At 58.1% G+C, this 19,162-nt stretch carries 19 protein-coding genes; 7 read left to right on the forward strand and 12 right to left on the reverse strand.

Translation table 11 applies throughout. From position 1 onward, the window contains the following. Positions 1–14 precede the first annotated feature (14 nt). The 5 genes from treR (at position 15) to nrdG (ending at position 7,320) form a co-directional block, all read left to right on the forward strand. Positions 15–962 carry a trehalose operon repressor TreR gene (gene treR / locus ACOTXD_RS10020; protein ID WP_015572520.1) on the forward strand — a complete coding sequence of 316 codons (948 nt, stop codon included), beginning with the start codon at positions 15–17 and terminating at the stop codon, positions 960–962. A 127-nt stretch (positions 963–1,089) separates the two neighbouring features. Next, a complete protein-coding gene (gene treB / locus ACOTXD_RS10025; protein WP_003863402.1) occupies positions 1,090–2,508 on the forward strand; it encodes a PTS trehalose transporter subunit IIBC in 1,419 nt (472 codons plus the stop codon). 51 nt (positions 2,509–2,559) lie between these two features. After that, the gene (gene treC / locus ACOTXD_RS10030; protein WP_058659316.1) at positions 2,560–4,203 is read left to right on the forward strand and encodes an alpha,alpha-phosphotrehalase; all 1,644 of its coding nucleotides are present in this window, start codon (positions 2,560–2,562) and stop codon (positions 4,201–4,203) included. Positions 4,204–4,576: 373 nt separating this feature from the next. Beyond that, positions 4,577–6,715 (forward strand): anaerobic ribonucleoside-triphosphate reductase, encoded by a 2,139-nt coding sequence (nrdD, locus tag ACOTXD_RS10035; protein WP_003863406.1) that lies wholly within the window; start codon positions 4,577–4,579, stop codon positions 6,713–6,715. A 140-nt stretch (positions 6,716–6,855) separates the two neighbouring features. Then, the gene (nrdG, locus tag ACOTXD_RS10040) at positions 6,856–7,320 is read left to right on the forward strand and encodes an anaerobic ribonucleoside-triphosphate reductase-activating protein (protein WP_003856093.1); all 465 of its coding nucleotides are present in this window, start codon (positions 6,856–6,858) and stop codon (positions 7,318–7,320) included. A 32-nt stretch (positions 7,321–7,352) separates the two neighbouring features. Here nrdG and ACOTXD_RS10045 read toward each other — a convergent pair whose 3' ends face one another. From ACOTXD_RS10045 to ACOTXD_RS10090, 10 genes are all read right to left on the reverse strand, one after another. Then, on the reverse strand, positions 7,353–9,263 hold the full coding sequence (locus tag ACOTXD_RS10045) for a BglG family transcription antiterminator (RefSeq protein WP_032608374.1): 1,911 nt from the start codon (positions 9,261–9,263) through the stop codon (positions 7,353–7,355). A 19-nt stretch (positions 9,264–9,282) separates the two neighbouring features. After that, entirely contained in the window at positions 9,283–10,419 is a 1,137-nt protein-coding gene (locus ACOTXD_RS10050; RefSeq protein WP_023315285.1) for a lactonase family protein, read from the reverse strand. 119 nt (positions 10,420–10,538) lie between these two features. Beyond that, positions 10,539–11,279 carry a 2-dehydro-3-deoxy-phosphogluconate aldolase gene (dagF, locus tag ACOTXD_RS10055; protein WP_023315284.1) on the reverse strand — a complete coding sequence of 247 codons (741 nt, stop codon included), beginning with the start codon at positions 11,277–11,279 and terminating at the stop codon, positions 10,539–10,541. Further along, positions 11,276–12,394 (reverse strand): DgaE family pyridoxal phosphate-dependent ammonia lyase, encoded by a 1,119-nt coding sequence (locus ACOTXD_RS10060; protein ID WP_023315283.1) that lies wholly within the window; start codon positions 12,392–12,394, stop codon positions 11,276–11,278. Before ACOTXD_RS10060 ends, dagF begins: the two co-directional genes overlap by 4 nt. Next, a complete protein-coding gene (locus ACOTXD_RS10065) occupies positions 12,378–13,511 on the reverse strand; it encodes an amidohydrolase/deacetylase family metallohydrolase (RefSeq protein ID WP_022650282.1) in 1,134 nt (377 codons plus the stop codon). Before ACOTXD_RS10065 ends, ACOTXD_RS10060 begins: the two co-directional genes overlap by 17 nt. Before the next feature lie 42 nt (positions 13,512–13,553). Further along, positions 13,554–14,195 carry a DUF4310 family protein gene (locus ACOTXD_RS10070; RefSeq protein ID WP_061856200.1) on the reverse strand — a complete coding sequence of 214 codons (642 nt, stop codon included), beginning with the start codon at positions 14,193–14,195 and terminating at the stop codon, positions 13,554–13,556. A gap of 13 nt (positions 14,196–14,208) precedes the next feature. Next, a complete protein-coding gene (locus ACOTXD_RS10075; protein ID WP_006810337.1) occupies positions 14,209–14,985 on the reverse strand; it encodes a DUF4311 domain-containing protein in 777 nt (258 codons plus the stop codon). Positions 14,986–15,007: 22 nt separating this feature from the next. Continuing rightward, positions 15,008–15,307: a DUF4312 family protein gene (locus tag ACOTXD_RS10080; protein WP_006810338.1), complete on the reverse strand. Its 300-nt coding sequence runs from the start codon at positions 15,305–15,307 to the stop codon at positions 15,008–15,010. Positions 15,308–15,309: 2 nt separating this feature from the next. Then, a complete protein-coding gene (locus tag ACOTXD_RS10085) occupies positions 15,310–15,672 on the reverse strand; it encodes an SFCGS family glycine-rich protein (protein WP_006810339.1) in 363 nt (120 codons plus the stop codon). A 10-nt stretch (positions 15,673–15,682) separates the two neighbouring features. Beyond that, positions 15,683–16,021: a PRD domain-containing protein gene (locus ACOTXD_RS10090; RefSeq protein WP_026080657.1), complete on the reverse strand. Its 339-nt coding sequence runs from the start codon at positions 16,019–16,021 to the stop codon at positions 15,683–15,685. Positions 16,022–16,470: 449 nt separating this feature from the next. Between ACOTXD_RS10090 and ACOTXD_RS10095 the strand changes: the two genes are divergently transcribed. Next, complete coding sequence (locus ACOTXD_RS10095; RefSeq protein WP_227011084.1) at positions 16,471–16,593, forward strand: Hok/Gef family protein; 123 nt, start codon at positions 16,471–16,473, stop codon at positions 16,591–16,593. Positions 16,594–16,663: 70 nt separating this feature from the next. On the opposite strand, the gene cybC is transcribed toward ACOTXD_RS10095, so the two are convergent. Both cybC and pmbA read right to left on the reverse strand, forming a co-directional pair. Then, on the reverse strand, positions 16,664–17,050 hold the full coding sequence (cybC, locus tag ACOTXD_RS10100) for a cytochrome b562 (RefSeq protein ID WP_022650280.1): 387 nt from the start codon (positions 17,048–17,050) through the stop codon (positions 16,664–16,666). A gap of 42 nt (positions 17,051–17,092) precedes the next feature. After that, positions 17,093–18,445: a metalloprotease PmbA gene (pmbA, locus tag ACOTXD_RS10105; RefSeq protein WP_015572506.1), complete on the reverse strand. Its 1,353-nt coding sequence runs from the start codon at positions 18,443–18,445 to the stop codon at positions 17,093–17,095. 95 nt (positions 18,446–18,540) lie between these two features. Between pmbA and yjgA the strand changes: the two genes are divergently transcribed. Continuing rightward, positions 18,541–19,092: a ribosome biogenesis factor YjgA gene (gene yjgA, locus ACOTXD_RS10110; RefSeq protein WP_003856072.1), complete on the forward strand. Its 552-nt coding sequence runs from the start codon at positions 18,541–18,543 to the stop codon at positions 19,090–19,092. Positions 19,093–19,162: the final 70 nt, after the last annotated feature.

The following is a 19,162-nucleotide window of genomic DNA, read 5'->3' on the forward strand; positions in this document are numbered from 1 at the left end:
ACAGGGAATACAGCATGCAGAACCGCCTTACGATTAAAGACATCGCGCGTTTAAGCGGCGTGGGGAAATCGACTGTCTCACGCGTGCTGAACAACGAAAGCGGTGTCAGCGAGCGCACACGCGAGCGCGTCGAGGCGGTGATGAATCAGCACGGTTTTTCCCCTTCCCGCTCCGCGCGCGCCATGCGCGGGCAGAGCGATAAAGTGGTCGCCATTATCGTCTCGCGTCTGGATTCCCTCTCCGAAAACCTCGCCGTACAGACGATGCTGCCCGCGTTCTACGAGCAGGGCTACGATCCGATCATGATGGAGAGCAAGTTCTCCGCGCAAATGGTGGAGGAGCATCTCGGTATGCTTCAGCGCCGTAATATTGATGGGGTGGTGCTGTTCGGATTTACCGGCCTAAAAGAGGACGTGCTTAAACCCTGGCAGCCGTCACTGGTGCTGCTGGCGCGCGACGCAAGCGGGTTTGCCTCTGTCTGTTACGATGACGAAGGGGCGATCGTGATCCTGATGCAGCGCCTGTATGAACAGGGCCATCGGCATATTAGCTATCTCGGCGTGCCGCATGCCGACATCACCACCGGCAAGCGTCGCCATGAAGCGTACCTGGCGTTTTGTAAAAAACACAATCTCCCCGCCGTGGCCGCGCTGCCCGGTCTGGGTATGAAACAGGGATATGAACAGGTCGCCAGCGTGCTGACGCCACAAACCACCGCCCTGGTATGCGCCACGGATACCCTTGCATTGGGTGCGAGCAAATATTTGCAGGAGCAGCGCATCGGGGAGCTGCAATTAGCGAGCGTGGGAAGCACGCCGCTGATGAAGTTCTTACACCCGGAGATTATCAGCGTTGATCCGGGTTACGCCGAATCTGGCCGGCAGGCTGCCGCGCAGCTGATCGAGCAAATTACCGGGCGTACCGAGCCCCGTCAGATCGTTATCCCAGCCCATCTCTCATAATTCTTTTGAATAGATTATTGTGATCTTCGCCCGATTTCGGGAACGTTCCCATTTTCGCCGTCACGTTGAAGGAGTAGGCTTGCGCACAGGTCATAACCCCTATCACCATCTGTCATGAGGTTTCATGATGAGTAAAGTCAAACAAACAGATATCGATCAGCTGATCGTCCTGGTCGGCGGACGCGACAACATCGCCACCGTCAGCCATTGCATTACCCGCCTGCGCTTCGTGCTGAACGATCCGGCCAAAGCCAACCCGAAGGCCATTGAAGAGCTTTCCATGGTTAAAGGCTGCTTCACCAATGCCGGGCAGTTCCAGGTGGTGATTGGTACCGAAGTGGGCGATTACTATCAGGCTCTGCTGGCGACTACCGGGCACTCTTCCGCAGATAAAGAGCAGGCGAAGAAGGCCGCGCGTCAGAATATGAAATGGCATGAGCAGCTGATTTCCCATTTTGCGGAGATCTTCTTCCCGCTGCTGCCAGCGCTGATCAGCGGGGGCTTAATTCTGGGCTTCCGTAACGTCATCGGCGATGTGCCAATGAGCGACGGCAAAACCCTGGCGCAGATGTACCCGGCGCTGCAAAGTATCTATGACTTCCTGTGGCTGATTGGCGAAGCGATCTTCTTCTATCTGCCGGTCGGGATCTGCTGGTCCGCGGTGCGCAAGATGGGCGGAACGCCAATTCTCGGTATCGTGCTCGGCGTGACGCTGGTCTCTCCGCAGTTAATGAACGCTTACTTACTTGGTCAGCAAACGCCAGAGGTGTGGAACTTCGGCCTGTTTACCATCGCCAAAGTGGGCTATCAGGCGCAGGTGATCCCGGCATTGCTGGCGGGTCTGGCGCTGGGCTTTATTGAGACGCGCCTGAAGCGCATCGTGCCGGATTACCTGTATCTGGTGGTGGTCCCGGTCTGCTCGCTGATCCTGGCGGTGTTCCTGGCGCACGCCTTTATCGGTCCGTTTGGCCGCATGATTGGCGACGGCGTGGCCTTCGCGGTCCGTCACCTGATGACCGGCAGCTTCGCGCCAATCGGTGCCGCGCTGTTTGGCTTCCTCTACGCTCCGCTGGTGATCACCGGCGTGCACCAGACCACGCTGGCGATCGATATGCAAATGATCCAGAGCCTCGGCGGTACGCCTGTCTGGCCGATCATCGCCCTGTCTAACATTGCGCAGGCCTCGGCGGTAACCGGCATCATCATCGTCAGCCGTAAGCACAACGAGCGTGAGATCTCCGTTCCGGCTGCCATCTCCGCTTACCTCGGCGTCACTGAACCGGCGATGTACGGTATCAACCTCAAATACCGCTTCCCGATGCTTTGCGCGATGATCGGCTCCGGTCTGGCGGGCTTGCTGTGCGGCCTGAACGGCGTGATGGCGAACGGGATTGGCGTCGGCGGCCTGCCGGGGATCCTCTCCATTCAACCCGCTTTCTGGCAGGTATTTGCGCTGGCGATGGCGGTGGCGATTATCATCCCAATGGCGCTGACTACCGTGGTTTATCAGCGTAAGTTCCGTCAGGGCACGTTGCAGATTGTTTAATTCTCTCTTTCGGGGCGCAGTTGCGCCCCTTCGCATTTGCAGGAACGCACTATGAATACCCTTCCTCACTGGTGGCAGAACGGCGTCATCTATCAGATTTACCCAAAGAGTTTCCAGGATACCACCGGCAGCGGCACGGGCGATCTACGCGGCGTAACGCAGCGCCTGGACTACCTGAAAACCCTCGGCATTGACGCTATCTGGCTGACGCCGTTTTATATCTCGCCGCAGGTGGATAACGGTTACGACGTGGCGAACTACACTGCCATTGACCCGACCTACGGCACGCTGGACGACTTTGACGAACTGGTTGCCCGGGCGCATGAACACGGTATCCGCATCGTGCTGGATATGGTCTTTAACCACACGTCCACGCAGCACGCCTGGTTCCGCGAGTCGCTGGATAAAGCGAGTCCGTACCGCCAGTTCTATATCTGGCGCGACGGTACGCCGGATACGCTTCCCAACAACTGGCGCTCCAAATTTGGCGGCAACGCCTGGCGCTGGCATGCCGAAAGCGAACAGTATTATCTGCACCTGTTCGCACCGGAGCAGGCGGATCTCAACTGGGAAAACCCGGCGGTGCGCGCCGAGCTGAAAAAAGTGTGCGAGTTCTGGGCCGATCGCGGCGTGGACGGCTTACGTCTGGACGTCATCAACCTGGTTTCAAAAGATCAGGATTTCCCGGACGATACCCTCGGCGACGGTCGCCGCTTCTACACTGACGGGCCGCGCATCCACGAATATCTTCAGGAGATGAGCCGGGACGTCTTTACCCCGCGTAACCTGATGACGGTGGGCGAGATGTCCTCCACCTCGCTGGAGAACTGCCAGCAGTACGCGTCTCTTGATGGCCGCGAGCTGTCGATGACCTTTAACTTCCACCACCTCAAGGTGGACTACCCCGGCGGCGAAAAATGGACGAAGGCAAAGCCGGACTTCGTGGCGCTGAAAACCCTTTTCCGCCACTGGCAGCAGGGGATGCACAATAAAGCCTGGAACGCGCTGTTCTGGTGTAACCATGACCAGCCGCGCATCGTGTCGCGCTTTGGTGACGAAGGGGAACACCGCGTGGCGGCGGCGAAAATGCTCGGCATGGTGCTGCACGGGATGCAGGGCACGCCGTATATCTACCAGGGTGAAGAGCTGGGTATGACCAACCCGCATTTCAGCCGTATCACCGACTACCGCGACGTGGAAAGTCTGAACATGTTCGCCGAACAGCGGGCTAACGGACGCGATACCGATGAACTACTGGCGATTCTGGCGAGTAAGTCACGCGATAATGGCCGCACGCCGATGCAGTGGGACGCCTCGCATAATGCGGGCTTTACCGAGGCCGAGCCGTGGATTGGCGTTTGCGACAACTACGAAACCGTGAATGTCCGCGCGGCGCTGGACGACCCCGATTCGGTGTTCTACACCTACCAGTCGCTGATTCGCCTGCGCAAAACCCTGCCGGTACTGACGTGGGGGGATTATGAGGATCTCCTGCCTGACCACCCTTCCCTGTGGTGCTATCGCCGCCAGTGGCAGGGGCAAACGCTGATGGTGGTGGCGAACCTGAGCCATTTGCCTCAGGAATGGCAAGCGGACGCTCTCAGCGGCGAGTCGCAGGTGGTGATAAGCAACTACCCCGCCCCTCACACCTCAATGCTTCGTCCGTTTGAAGCCGTGTGGTGGCTAAAGCAGTAATTCCTCCGCCGGGCACGATGCCGTGTCCGGCTTACTTTGCTGTTTTTGTTGAATAATTAATCAGATTTTTCCTTCGCGTCTTTACAATTGCCCCAGCGCCCGCCGTTTGTACTCTCGTCTTTTTACTTTGTCCTGCATCAAAAAAATCGCAAACATGTTTGATGCAAATCACTATATGTAGCACTTAAAATGCACGCCGACCCAACATCTTGTATTTATCGTCTACTATTCCAACAACAAGACGGCGCTTACGCTGGCCGGAATTGTGGATAACACGGGCTGGGCACGCGGGAAGTCTTTGCCGCGGCGAGGAATACGCCCGGTGAATACTTCTCCACCTCTGTGGATAACCTGTTTTTAAAATGGAGTGATCATGACACCGCATGTGATGAAACGTGATGGCTGTAAAGTGCCGTTTAAATCAGAGCGCATCAAAGAAGCCATTCTGCGTGCAGCTAAAGCAGCGGGAGTCGATGACGCAGATTACTGCGCCACCGTCGCAGAAGTCGTTAGCAGCCAGATGCATGAACGCAGCCAGGTGGATATCAACGAGATCCAGACCGCGGTTGAAAACCAGCTGATGTCTGGTCCGTACAAGCAGCTGGCGCGCGCCTACATTGAGTATCGTCACGACCGTGACGTCCAGCGTGAGAAACGGGGTCGCCTTAACCAGGAGATCCGCGGCCTGGTAGAGCAAACCAACTCGTCGCTGCTCAATGAAAATGCCAATAAAGACAGCAAAGTGATCCCGACCCAGCGCGACCTGCTGGCCGGTATCGTCGCCAAGCACTATGCCCGTCAGCATCTGCTGCCGCGCGATGTAGTCTCGGCGCACGAGCGCGGTGAGATCCACTATCACGATCTCGACTACTCGCCGTTCTTCCCGATGTTTAACTGCATGCTGATCGACCTGAAAGGCATGCTGACCCACGGTTTTAAAATGGGTAACGCCGAGATTGAGCCGCCGAAATCCATCTCCACCGCGACGGCGGTCACGGCGCAGATCATCGCCCAGGTGGCGAGCCACATCTATGGCGGCACCACCATTAACCGCATTGATGAAGTGCTGGCCCCGTTCGTGACCGAGAGCTTCAACAAACACCGTAAAACGGCGGAAGAGTGGCAGATCCCGAATGCTGACGGTTACGCCCGTTCCCGCACCGAGAAAGAGTGCTACGACGCCTTCCAGTCGCTGGAATATGAGGTAAACACGCTGCACACCGCCAACGGCCAGACGCCGTTTGTGACCTTCGGGTTTGGCCTCGGCACCAGCTGGGAATCACGCCTGATCCAGCAGTCTATTCTGCGCAACCGTATCTCCGGCCTCGGTAAAAACCGTAAAACGGCGGTGTTCCCGAAACTGGTGTTCGCCATCCGCGACGGCCTGAACCACAAGTTTGGCGATCCGAACTACGACATCAAACAGCTGGCGCTGGAGTGTGCGAGCAAGCGTATGTACCCGGATATCCTCAACTACGACCAGGTGGTAAAAGTCACGGGTTCGTTTAAAACGCCAATGGGCTGCCGCAGCTTCCTCGGCGTGTACGAAGATGAGAACGGCGAGCAGATCCACGACGGGCGTAACAACCTGGGCGTCATCAGCCTGAACCTGCCGCGCATCGCGCTGGAAGCCAAAGGGAATGAAGCGGCCTTCTGGACGCTGCTGGATGAACGTTTACAGCTGGCACGTAAGGCGCTGATGACCCGCATCGCCCGTCTTGAAGGGGTGAAAGCCCGCGTCGCGCCAATTCTCTATATGGAAGGAGCCTGCGGCGTGCGCCTGAAAGCGGACGATGATGTGTCGGAGATCTTCAAAAACGGTCGCGCGTCGATCTCTCTTGGCTATATCGGCATTCACGAAACGATTAACGCGCTGTTTGGCGACAAGCATATCTATGACAACGACGCCCTGCGTGAGAAGGGTATCGCGATTGTGCAGCGCCTGCGCGATGCGGTAGACCAGTGGAAAGAGGAAACTGGTTACGGTTTCAGCCTGTACAGCACGCCGAGTGAAAACCTCTGCGATCGCTTCTGCCGTCTGGACACCGCCGAATTCGGCATCGTGGAAGGCGTGACCGACAAAGGTTACTACACCAACAGCTTCCACCTCGATGTGGAGAAGAAGGTGAACCCGTACGACAAGATCGACTTCGAAGCGGCTTATCCGCCCATCGCGAACGGCGGTTTTATCTGCTATGGCGAGTACCCGAACATTCAGCACAACCTGAAGGCGCTGGAAGACGTGTGGGATTACAGCTATCAGCACGTGCCGTACTACGGAACCAACACGCCAATTGACGAGTGCTACGAGTGCGGCTTTACCGGTGAGTTCGAGTGCACCAGCAAAGGCTTCACCTGTCCGAAATGCGGTAACCACGATGCAGCCCGCGTCTCCGTGACCCGCCGCGTGTGCGGCTACCTCGGCAGCCCGGATGCCCGTCCGTTTAACGCCGGTAAGCAGGAAGAGGTGAAGCGCAGGGTGAAACATCTGGGGAATGGGCAGATCGGGTAAGTTCTGCGCAGGGTGTCCCCCCCACCCTACCCCTCTCCCTCAAGGGAGAGGGAACCGATCGAGCACATTGTTATTCCGGCCACCGGTTTTCTCCCTCTCCCTGTGGGAGAGGGCCGGGGTGAGGGCATCAGGTTAACGCTATGAATTATCACCAGTACTACCCCGTCGACATCGTCAACGGCCCCGGCACCCGCTGTACCCTGTTTGTATCAGGCTGCGTTCACGAGTGCCCCGGCTGCTACAACAAAAGCACCTGGCGCCTGAACTCGGGTATGCCGTTTACCGCTGAGATGGAAGACCGCATCATCAACGACCTGAACGACACGCGCATCAAACGCCAGGGGATCTCGCTCTCCGGCGGCGACCCGCTCCATCCGCAAAACGTGCCGGAGATCCTGAAGCTGGTAAAACGCATCCACCACGAGTGCGCGGGAAAAGACATCTGGGTCTGGACGGGCTATAAGCTGGATGAACTGAATGCGCAGCAGATGGAAGTGGTGGATCTAATTAACGTCCTGGTCGACGGCAAGTTCATGCAGGATCTAAAAGATCCTATGCTTATCTGGCGCGGCAGCAGCAACCAGGTTGTGCATCATCTGCGTTGAATGAAGGCGGATATCCTCTGTCCGCCTGAACGTCAAAACCGACTCAAACTCTCCATCGCCACAGCCTTAAACGCCGCAAAATTCTCGCACTGGCACAGGCGCGCCATCGCGCGTTCACGCAGGAAAGTGACAAAGATGTCGTAAATCGCCATTGCCTCTTCGTACTCGCTTTTGCTGATGGCGAGCAGGAAGATGACATGGGCGGTTTCATCTCCCCACTGAATGCCCTGCGGCGCCAGCACGGTGTAGACCACCGTTTTTTGCGCCAGCAGGCCGAGGGAGTGCGGCAGCGCAATGCCGTCGCCGAGCATGGTGCTGACGATGGCTTCACGCTCGATAACCGAATCCAGAAACTCCGCACCGACAAAGCCCTCTGCTTCAAGCTGTTCACACAGCTCGCGGAACAGCGTTTGCTGGTCGACAGGCTTGTCGATAATGCGGAAATGGGCCGCGTCGAAGTATTTTTCCAGCATCCACGGCCGGGTGCGGTCCACCAGCACCAGCTTGCCGATCTGCTCTAACTGATAATCGGTCGGGAACGGGGCGATCATCACCACCGGTTTGGATTTTTCGCTCACGCGGGCGGTGGAGATCACAAAGTCTTCGCCAATGGCATCGGCAAGCTCGTACTCGCGAAGGGTGAGCGTGCGCGTCACCTCAATCTGCGGGTATTTACGCTGAAGTACCGCCTCGATCATGCGCACCATCGCGTTACCTGCGTCGCATACCAGCAGCACCCGCGGCTGGCGCTGATAGCCGATGTTGTAGTGGCGCTCCAGCCCGACGCCGATATGCAGCACCAGAAAACCAATTTCGTTTTCGCTGATCACATACGGGGTGTATTTGCCCCAGCTAGACACCGCCGCGAGGGTCATATCCCACGCCATCGGGTAGTGCTGCTTGATGTTATCCAGCAACGGATTGGGGATCATGATTTGATACCGCACGCGGGTAATCATGGTTTTGATGTGCGTGAGCAGATCTGCATGCAGTTGCTCGTCGCTCAACAGGTTGTAGTTATAGTGGGTGTTGATGTAGCGCAGAATGTAGTTGACCAGGGCTTCGTCGTCGTCAGCATTAATGGCGCTCGGGGCGATTTCCTGGATCTGCCGCGCCGCAATGTGCACGCACAGCCAGCTCTCTTCTGACGGCGACAGCGCTTTGCCCGCCAGCTCCTGGATAGCCACCGCGATATCTTTCGCCGCCTCATGCACGTTCTCTTCCACGTCTTCCGCGTGGAATTCCGGCAGCGGATACCCTTCGCTGATGCGCCGCACCGACACCGCGCAGTACAGGCGCAGGAACAGCTCGCCTTCGTCGGTCAGGCGAATGTGATGGCGCGTCAGCGCATCGTGCAGCACCGGCACCATCTTTTCCGCCACGCCCGCGTTCAGCGCCACGTCGGTCACCAGCGGGTTCAGGCTGTCCTGCTGCGCCAGCTCCCACAGGAGGTCGGTCAGGCAGGCGCGGATCGCCATCTCGCTGCCAAACAGCTTCATGCCGTGGCGAGGGCGGGTTTCCAGCGTCAGGTTGTAACGGTGAAACCACTCGCGCACTTCCACCATGTCGCTCTGCAACGTGGCCCGGCTGACGAACCACTCATCGGCCAGATCCTCCAGCTTGATGGAAAAGGCTGACGTCAGAAAACGCACCACCAGATAGTGCACGCGCTCAGGTCCGGTTCGCGGAATACGCAGCGCGCGCGGGTGGGACGCCTGCAATTGCTGATAGCGCGCCACATCATTAATTTTGAGCTGATAGCCGTTGCCCCGGCTCAAAATGAACTGCGCGCCGTGGCTGGCCAGCAGCGCGTTCAGGGCGGTGATATCCGCCCGGACGGTTCGCGTGGAAACCGACAGCCGCTGCGCCAGCTCGTCCTGCGGCAGCGTCTCGTTTTGCAACAGATCGAAAAGTTGCGCTAAACGTTGGTTCGGAAATCGCACGTCGTTGTCCTCTTACGGCTTAAGGTGAAATGACCATCTGGGATGGGCTGCCGACCGGGGTATAGTCTGGCTCGGCGCTCAGCTTGCCGTCCGGTGCCACGCGGAAACGGGTAATGTTGTCGCTGCGCTGGTTCATGACGTACAGCCAGCGACCCTGCTTATCGAGCGTCAGGGTGCGCGGATAGTCGCCGCGCGTCCAGACATCATCCTGATGCGTCAGCGTACCCTCTGCCGTTACGGTAAAGTGCCCGATGCTGTTATGCAAACGGTTAGCGACATACAGCTGTTTCCCGTCGGCACTTAGCGCCAGCCCGGCAGCAAAACTGGTGCCTTTATAACCGTCCGGCAGGGCTGAAACCGTTTTACCCTCTTTCAGCCTGCCATTACTGTCCAGCGCATAATGGGTGAGCGTAGACGCCTCTTCGTTAATCAGCCACAGGGCATCACCTTTCGGCGTAAAGACGAAGTGGCGCGGCCCGGCCCCTTTTGAGGAGGCGCTGATAAACGGCGGATCGTTCGGAGTCAGCTTCCCGGTTTGATCGTCAAAACGGTACTGATAGATGCGATCCAGCCCCAGATCGGTGGAAAAAACGTATTTCCCGCTCGGATCGGCGGCGATCATGTGCGCATGCGGGCCGTTATGATCGCTGATGGCGAAACTGCCCTCGACGGCAGCTTCCGGCTTCGCCGCGCCCGGTTCGCCTTTGTCCTGATGGGTGTCCGTAGCATCGCTCAGGCTGCCGTCTGCGTTAACGGGCAGCACCGCGACAGTTCCGCTGATGTAGTTTGCCACCAGCAGATGTTTACCGTTCGGCGTCAGGGAAAGATATACCGGCCCCGCGCCGCCGGAGGCCACCTGATTCAGCTCGCTCAGCGTGCCGTTATCGCCGATGCGCAGCGCCTGCACCACGCCCTGCTCCACTTCGCTTGCCAGATAGAGCGTTTTGCCGTCGTGTGAGACGGTTAACTGCGCGGCGTTCGGCAGCTTGCTCACCAGCGTTTTATCGTTCAGCGCACCGGTTTGCGGGTCGACGGTAAAGCGGTACAGCCCTTCGCCGTTCGGATTATAGGTACCCACCCAGGCGTATTGCGTCTGGGCGACAGCGGCGGTGGCGAGCATTGAGAGTGAAGCGACAAGCAGGGTTCGGGTGTGCATGGTGGCTCCTTCGGGTGTGTGCGGTTTGTTTCCCCTCACCCTAACCCTCTCCCCAAAGGGGAGAGGGGACGATTACACCCTCTCCCCTTTGGGGAGAGGGCTGGGGTGAGGGGCAGGTTTTACTTCACCAGCTTCTTCGTCATCGCCAGCAGCGTGCGCACATCTTCTGGGCGCGTATCACCGCTGGCCTTGTCGATAATCGAGCTGTAGATATGCGGGATGATTTTGCTCACGCCCGCATCCAGGGCGATCTGCAAGATCGCCTCGAAGTTCTCCAGATCGATTCCCCCGGTCGGCTCCAGCCAGAAGTCGTGACGGGCGCAGGCTTCCGCCACCGCCTGGTATTCGTCACGGCACTTCAGGCCGCCCATCGGGAAATATTTGATGGAGCTGCCGCCGAAATCTTTCAGCAGGGCGATGGCGGTTTCAACCGGCACAATGCCGTCCGGCGCGTTGCTGCTCAGCGGGCCGGTGGAGATTTTCACCATCCCGACGGTACCGGTCGGAGAGACCAGACCGTTGACCACGGAGTCATTTTGCCCCAGCAGCGCGCGGCTGGTGGCCACGCCGGTAAAGACCTGGTTAACGTGCTGCGGCTGCACCTGGCGGGATATTTCACTCACCATCGCCGACTGGTTCGGATCGCCCGCGCCCAGGCCAACGGAGAGCGCGTTATCAATCAGCTTCGCGTACTCACGCATATCCGCGACCGCGCTCGCCACGTCCGGGTAATTTTTGGAGAGCACGCCCACCAGCACGTGGCCTTCCGCCGCCTCATAGATGGCGCTGGCGTTGGCCTTTGAGCCTGCCAGCACGTTCAGGCAGACGCGGTCACGGTAAAAGTTGGGGGTCAGTTTCATGCGTTTTTCTCCTGTCCTAATACTTCGCTAATGCGACGGTACACGATGTTCAGCTGGTCAGCATTTACGCTGCGCACGTCCGCCTCAATAATCCCTTCGTTGGCCTTGTAGCCACGGAAATAGATGGCGTATTCGCCCTGCTTCAGCGCGTTCACCAGGTCACCCGTGCCGACGCCCGTGGTGGCTTCGTCGAACTTAATTTCGGTGCGGGCGATGTCGCGTCCGGCGCTGTCCCAGACCACGCGCGCGGTCACACCGTTCAGGGTGTTGAGCGCCTCGATAAACGGCGTCATTTTCGCCACCATCTCGGCGCCGCTCTCTTTGGTGGCCGTCAGGTAGTGTTCGATGGCGCAGGTCAGGCCAAGAATGCCCTCTTTGCCCACCTTCATCGCGCGGCCAATGCCCGCCGTCTGGCGCTTCACCCACTCAACGTACTGGGTTTTGCCAATCACCAGGCCGCTGGTTGGGCCTTCGATCGCCTTCGCGCCGCTGTAGATCACCAGATCGGCGCCGGATCGGTAATAGGTATGCAGATCTTCTTCCGCCGCGGCATCAACGATCAGCGGCAAGTCGTGTTTACGCGCGACAACCGCCGCCTGCTCGACGCTTAGCATGCTTTTCTGCACGCAGTGGTGCGATTTAATGTAGAGGATAGCCGCCGTGCGCGGGGTGATCGCCGCCGCCAGCTGATCGGCGGAACATTCGTTGGCGTAGCCCGCTTCCACCAGCTTGCCGCCGCCAAGCGCCACCATGGTGCCCACCGGCGCGCCAAAATTCACGTTGTGGCCTTTCGGCAGGACGATCTCGTTATTTTCAATCGGTGTGACGTGCAGGTTTTCCAGCAGCCAGTCGCTGTCTTTCACCAGCACAGCCGCCACGGACTGGGCAATGCCCGCCGACGCGCAGGAGACCACCGTCGCCCCTTCCACCTCCAGCAGCTTCGCGATGTATTCCCCGGTTTTATTGACCAGCTCCTTCATCTCGAAATAGTGATTCATGCCGTTCATCGCCGCCTGCACCACTTCCGGGCGCGGCGTGGAGACGCCCAGCGCCGTCATGCGGCCAGAGGTGTTGATAACCTGCTTTAAGTTGTACTTCTCATAAATCGAAGGCATGTTCCGTGCTCCCTTGTTCGGTCATGTAGCCCTTGCCCGCGCGGATCGCGGCAAGCGGCACCAGAATGTGTTCAGCCTGTAGGCTGTCGTTTTCGGCATCCGTCAGCACCGTCGGCTGGCGCTTGAGGGTAAACAGCGTCAGATCGGCGTCGAGGCCAGGCTGAATGCGGCCTTTGCGCGTCAGGCGCAGGCCGTCGGCGGCGTTGGCGGTGACGCAGTCAATCACCTGCGGCAATGACATGCCGATGGCGAGGAATTTCGACATCACGCTTGCCAGCGAGCCGACCGGGCCGTTGATGCGGTTGCGGCAGTAAATATCCGAGCTGATGGTGTGCGGCAGAATGCCCATCGCAATAGCGCGCTTCGCCACTTCAAAGCTGAAGCTCGCCGTACCGTGGCCAACGTCCAGACGCACGCCGCGCTTCAGGGCGGAGGTAATGGAGGCACGCAGCTCGCCGGAGGGCGTCAGGATGCGGTTTGGCTTGCCGTTGTAGCAGTGGGTAATGATGTCGCCGGAGCTCAGCAGCTCGGCGATTTCGTCGAGGTTCGGCGGGTTGTTGCCAATGTGCACCATCAGCGGCAGGTCGCCGTTCTCTTTCTGGATCGCTTTCGCGCGCGCCAGCGGGGTGATGCCGTTTTCACCGACCACGCTGCTGCTCATGCGCGCCTTCAGGCCGACGATAAAATCAGGATGGCGTTTCACCGCCTCTTTCACCGCGTCGGCGTCAATATTGGCCATATTGGCCAGCTCGTTCTGGGCGATCAGCCCCACGCGGGAGATGTTCAGCAGGGCAAACACCTCGGTGGAGGCTTTGCGGGTGATGGCGTAGAAATCGTCCACGTCGTCGGCCCCGGTGCTGCCCGCGTCCACCACGGTGGTGACGCCGGTGGCAATGCCCACGCTGTCCGGCTCGTCGTGGTAAATCGGGGAGTTCGGGTAGCAGTGGACGTGGGAGTCAATCCAGCCCGCGCTGACGAACACATCACCGTTAAGCTCAACCGTTTTGCGGGCGGGAGCGTTAATGTCGCCTGTCGCGGCGATCTTCCCGTCCTGAATGGCGATATCGGTCAGGGTATCGTCGGCGAGGCGCGCACGGCGCAGGAGTAAATCAAACATGGGGTTCTCCTGATAGGGCGGGCGCCGGAGCGCCCGCGGGTATTAAAGGGCGACCGGGGACAGCCAGCCCAAAATCATTGCGCCGAGGATGGCGCCACCGGTTATCGGCTTCTGCCAGATGTAGAACAGCAACGCGCCTACCAGGGAACCGACGCCGATTGGAATGGAGGCGGTCATGGCGCTGAGGATAATCAGCGGCCCGAGGAAGCGGCCGGAGGCGTTACCCGCGCCCATCATCACGTCTGCGCCGTAGGTGGAGTTGCTCTGGTTGATGGTGAACTTACGCGCCAGGATGATGACGTAGCCAATCGCCAGACCAATCACCAGGCCGGTAATCAGCGAGGCAATGAAGTTGGTCACCGGGAACATGATCCCCGCGCCCAGCAGCAGCGCCGGTACGCCGAGGCCCACGCCGGTCTGGATCGCCCCGCCGATATCAAGAATACCTACCAGCGACCCTTCGATAATTCGGGCGAACAGGAAGCTCGCGCCAAATGCCGCCACCGCGCCGTAAACGCCGGTATCAATGCCCGCTTTCAGCATCGCCACGAAGGCCACTTCGTTAAACGCGCCGATGCCGTAGAGGTAGTACATGTGCGTCCCGGCAAACACGCCGGAGGAGAGCAGGCCAACGAAGATCGGGAACGACCAGTCGGCATACCAAAAACCTTTATTCTGTTCCATTTAGAGGCTCCTGTTATTTACCGCTGAGCGAGTTGTGGATCATGTCGAGCCAGTTCGGCACGGTCAGATGGAAGGATTCGATCATCTTCATGTCGAAGCCGCGGAAGAAGCCGCTCAGCACGAAGAGCAGAACGATCGCCGCCATCATCACTTTGGTGACGTGGTTCCAGCCGCTCTCCTCCACGCCTTTACCGATCAGAATACCCAGTACCAGACCCGGTACGGCGTTACCCATGATCAGCTGTGCCGCGCCGCCAAAGATGGTGGCCCAGAAGCCCGATTTTTTACCCGCGTCGATGGCCGCCAGCCAGAAGATTACCGGCATCACGGTGTTGACCAGCAGGTTCGCGGCAGGCACCAGCACCTTCACGGCGGTGACCTGAAGCGCTGCGGGCACGGAGGAGGCGGTCAGGTTAAGGAAGGTCACGACAATCATGCCGATGATGCCGCAGGCAATCGCCATTTTGCGCGGGTCATGCAGCGTTTCACCGACGTTACGGTTTTTGATCATCAGCGCGGCAGCACCCCAGTTTGGGATGATGCGGTGGTCAACGTCCTGTGTGAAGGCACCTGCGGCCACGGAAGAGGCCCAGGCGTTAAAGAAGAAACCTAACCCAAAGGAGAAGTGGGACGCCGGATCCCCTTCGCAGGAGTTCAGTTCCCCCAACGTACGAAACGCGCCCATACCCTGAGTGGTAGGCGCATGAAACATGCGTGCAGCCCCGGCCCCGACACCGACGCCTACCAGGCCGCCGATGATGAGCGATTTTATTAATATAATTAAGAACATCAGTCTGCCCTTTTATGAATAATCAGCGTTGCGTGACGAAATCCACCTGGTCGAGATTGATGGCTGTCACGTTGACGGTCACATCCAGCTCCACGCTGTAGGTGCGTCTTTCCCGGCGCAGAAAGAAGAACAGAAACGCTTCTTTTCGCACCGCTTCTTGCGCCTGAACGACCTGCACATCCTGTGGCTCAATACGCAGTAAGATATGCGGTGAGGCTTTCATCACCGCGGCCTGAACGTGGTTGAGCGCGTCGGCAAAGGCGCGCGCTTTGGCGTCGCCCTTCCCCTTCACTCTCACCGTGGTTGTGAACTGTTCTTTCATGCTTACGCGCCGTATTTCTTCTGCCACGCCTGTACCAGACGCTCGCCCAGCTCTTCTTTATCCATAAAGCCAAAGCCCAGCACGTTGCAGCCTTCGTTGATGGCGGTCACACCCTCATCCACGGAGCGCATCCCGTATTTGGCCTTGTAGCCATATTTGGTCTGAGCGGTGATGGCGCCCGCGCCGCCGCTGCCGCAGAAGGAGATCCCGAAGGTGGCGTTTTCTGCTTTCATCACGTCACCGAGCTTCATATCCGCTGCCATGCCCGGTACGACAACCGCGCGTCCGCCGGCTTTTTCCACACCCGCAGCCACTTTCTGCCCTTTACCCAGGCGATCGCCAATCACGACTGTAATCTGTTCCATGTGTTGCTCCTTAAAGGTTGTCTTTCGCGACTTCGAAGTGAACGGAGAGCAGCCAGGCCTCTTCATCAGGAAGGTTGCCGAACTGCGCTACCACTTCACGGGCAAGTTGCATTGAATCTGGTGAAATTTCGTCGAACAGCTCTGCTTCAACCTCCGGCAGCGGCTCGCCGGTCACGGACCGGTGCGCCATTGCGCGAACGTGGGAGGTCAGCATCTGCTCCTGTACCGCGTTGGGGATGATGTTGTGCCGGGCCAGCAGGGCGTAGACCTGCTGAAGCATGGTGTTCGCGAGCTGTTCTGTTTGCACCGCCTGTTCCCCAACGTCGTTCATTACCGCTCCGTTAATCACTCGTCTTACCCCGTTAATGGCTCTGGAATAAAACTAACGTCGAGGGGGAATTGTTTGTAGCGAGTTGTTTTCCACTTCGAAGTGGAAAGGCGAGCAGCGGCAGTGATCTGTGCCACATAAATGCGGTGAATCTGTATAAATCGCTGGATTTACGTGATGAATATCACGCTATTACGCGGTATTAGACTGATAAGCGGAGTGGAAAAGATTACGAGCAGGCTCGTAGAAATGTGACGTGGATAAGGTTTTCTTATGGAGATTCGCTAGAGTGGCGGCGGGTGCTTGAGACTGACCGTCTCAGGCATGGGACGGAAAGTGGAAAGCCCCGCCTGATAAAAAATCAGGGCGGGGGCTCGAAACGACACGTCACACCGTGGAGTTCGCTACCTCGCCCGCTTTAAAGCAAGGAGGCATCCATGAAACGCAGAAACCCAAGTATCGGGGTTTTGATGATTATTTCTTTGACAATAATCATCTTAACGCTGGTAACGAGGAAAACACTGTGCGAGATCCGTTTTCGTAATGGCTCGCTTGAAGTGACAGCGCGGATGGATTGTCGCTCCGGCAAGTAGGGAGCAACGATGCGGGGGCGCATCATGCGCCTCCGCATACGGAGAGAGGACGTACAGCTCAGGCACCCAATTAACGATACTTCTTGTGATACGCGTTGCGGGTCGCCGCAAACTGGTCGGCTGCCGCCTGGGCTTCCTTCACTTTGCCTTCGTTCGCCAGCTTCAGCGCGCCGTCAATCTGGCCGACCAGCACGTCAAAGCCGTGGCGGTAGTCTTTCATCTCGGCGCTGTCTGCCGCTTTGCTTTCCAGCTTCGGCGGCGTCGCTTTTTGCGCATCCAGCGCAGCTTCACGCATCTTCGTCAGTGCGTCTTTCATTTCCGCCGCATTGTCGGTTTTCTGCACCACCTTCAGATTTTGACTGAGGATGTCCATGTTGTCTTCGAGATCGGCAGCAAACGCAGATGAGCCAAGAACCAGCGTTGAAGCCGCGACGATCGCTAACAGGTGTTTACGCATTGCTCACTTCCTTTTTTATTATTAATCACGCTTTTAAGGGGATTATTGCCCGGCGATTTTCATCTCCGGCAGTAATACAGAACCACACTGAATATTGCTGCGTGTTTCAATATCGTTACCGACCGTAACAATATTGCGCCACATGTCCTTGAGGTTGCCGGCGATGGTGATTTCGCTCACCGGATACTGAATTTCACCGTTTTCGACCCAGAAGCCCGCTGCACCGCGAGAGTAATCGCCGGTGATACCGCTCACGCCCTGCCCCATCAACTCGGTGACCACCAGGCCGGTGCCCATCTCTTTCAGCATCTGTTCAAAATTCAGGCCCTGTCCGGCAATGCGCCAGTTGTGGATGCCACCCGCGTGCCCGGTGCTTTTCAGCCCCAGCTTACGCGCAGAGTAGTTGGTCAGCAGCCACTGGGTCAGAATGCCGTCTTTCACGATATCCCGGCGTTCCGTGCGTACGCCTTCGCTGTCGAACGGCGTGGAGGCCAGCCCTTTCAGCAGGTGTGGGTGCTCTTCGATGGTCAGCCATTCCGGCAGGATCTGCTTGCCCAGCGAGTCGAGCAGGAAGGTCGATTTACGGTACACCGAACCGCCCGCGATAGCGCCTACCAGATGGCCAAACAGACCGGTCGCCACTTCGTTGGCAAAAATCACCGGGGCTTTCATGGTGGAGAGCTTGCGCGGCGACAGGCGAGACAGCGTGCGTTCGGCGCACGCTTTACCCACCCACTCCGGAGACTGCAAATCCCCCAGCGCGCGGCCAATGGTATAGGCGTAATCGCGCTCCATGTCGCCGTTTTCTTCGGCGATGACGCAACTGGAAAGCGAGTGGCGGGTTGAGCAGTACCCCTGCAACATTCCATGGGAGTTACCAAACACTTTAATGCCGTAGTGGCTGTTAAAGCTGCCGCCTTCGGTATTGGTGATGCGTTTGTCAGCCTGCAAAGAAGCCTGCTCGGCTCGCGCGGCCAGCTCAATGGCTTCGTCCGGCGTCACTTCCGCGGGATGGAACAGATCGAGATCCGGCGCGTCAAACGCCAGCAGCTCTTTATCGGCCACGCCAGCGTAAGGATCCGGGGAGGTGTAACGCGCGATATCCAGCGCCGCCTGCACCGTTCGGGCGATGGCATCCGGGCTGAGATCGGTAGACGACGCGCTGCCTTTGCGATTCTGGTGATACACGGTGATCCCCAGCGCGCCATCGCTATTAAATTCTACATTCTCCACTTCGCCATAGCGGGTGCTCACGCTAATGCCGGTGGTTTTGCTGACCGCCACTTCGGCGCCATCTGATTTACCTGAAGCGAGCGTCAGCGCGGTGGAGACGGCTTCTTCCAGAATCTTACGCTGCGCTTCAACTTGTGAGGTTACTTTCATCGCAAATGCCATACTGTAAGAGAGAGTTAAGTGAAGTCTAACAGAGAACCGTTTTTCAGTGCGCGTCTTAACTGGTAACATTAGCCTCTTTTTTTAAGGAGCCTGACATGACTAAGCAGCCCGAAGACTGGCTCGACGACGTTCCCGGTGATGACATCGAAGACGAAGATGATGAGATCATCTGGGTCAGTAAAAGTGAAATTAAACGTGACGCCGAAGAGTTAAAACAGCTTGGCGCAGAAATGGTAGAACTGGGTAAAAACGCGCTGGATAAGATCCCGCTCGACCAGGATCTGCGTGATGCCATTGAACTGGCACAGAAAATCAAGAAAGAAGGGCGTCGCCGCCAGCTTCAGCTTATCGGGAAACTGCTGCGTCAGCGCGACGTGGAGCCGATCCGTCAGGCGCTGGACAAACTGAAAAACCGCCACAACCAGCAGGTTGCGCTGTTCCATAAGCTGGAGCAGATCCGCGATCGTTTGATCGAGCAAGGTGATGACGCGGTACCTGAAGTGCTGAACCTGTGGCCGAATGCCGACCGCCAGCAGCTGCGTTCTTTGATCCGTAACGCGAAGAAAGAGAAAGAAGGGAATAAGCCGCCGAAGTCAGCGCGTCTGATTTTCCAGTATCTGCGCGAGCTGTCTGAGAACGAAGAGTAAACCCCTCACCCCAGCCCTCTCTCCAAAGGGGAGAGGGAGAAGAGATAATGTAGGCCCGGTAAGCGCTAGC

The organism is Enterobacter cloacae complex sp. CDL013 (assembly GCF_049238805.1).
Taxonomy (GTDB): Bacteria; Pseudomonadota; Gammaproteobacteria; order Enterobacterales; family Enterobacteriaceae; genus Enterobacter; species Enterobacter hormaechei_C.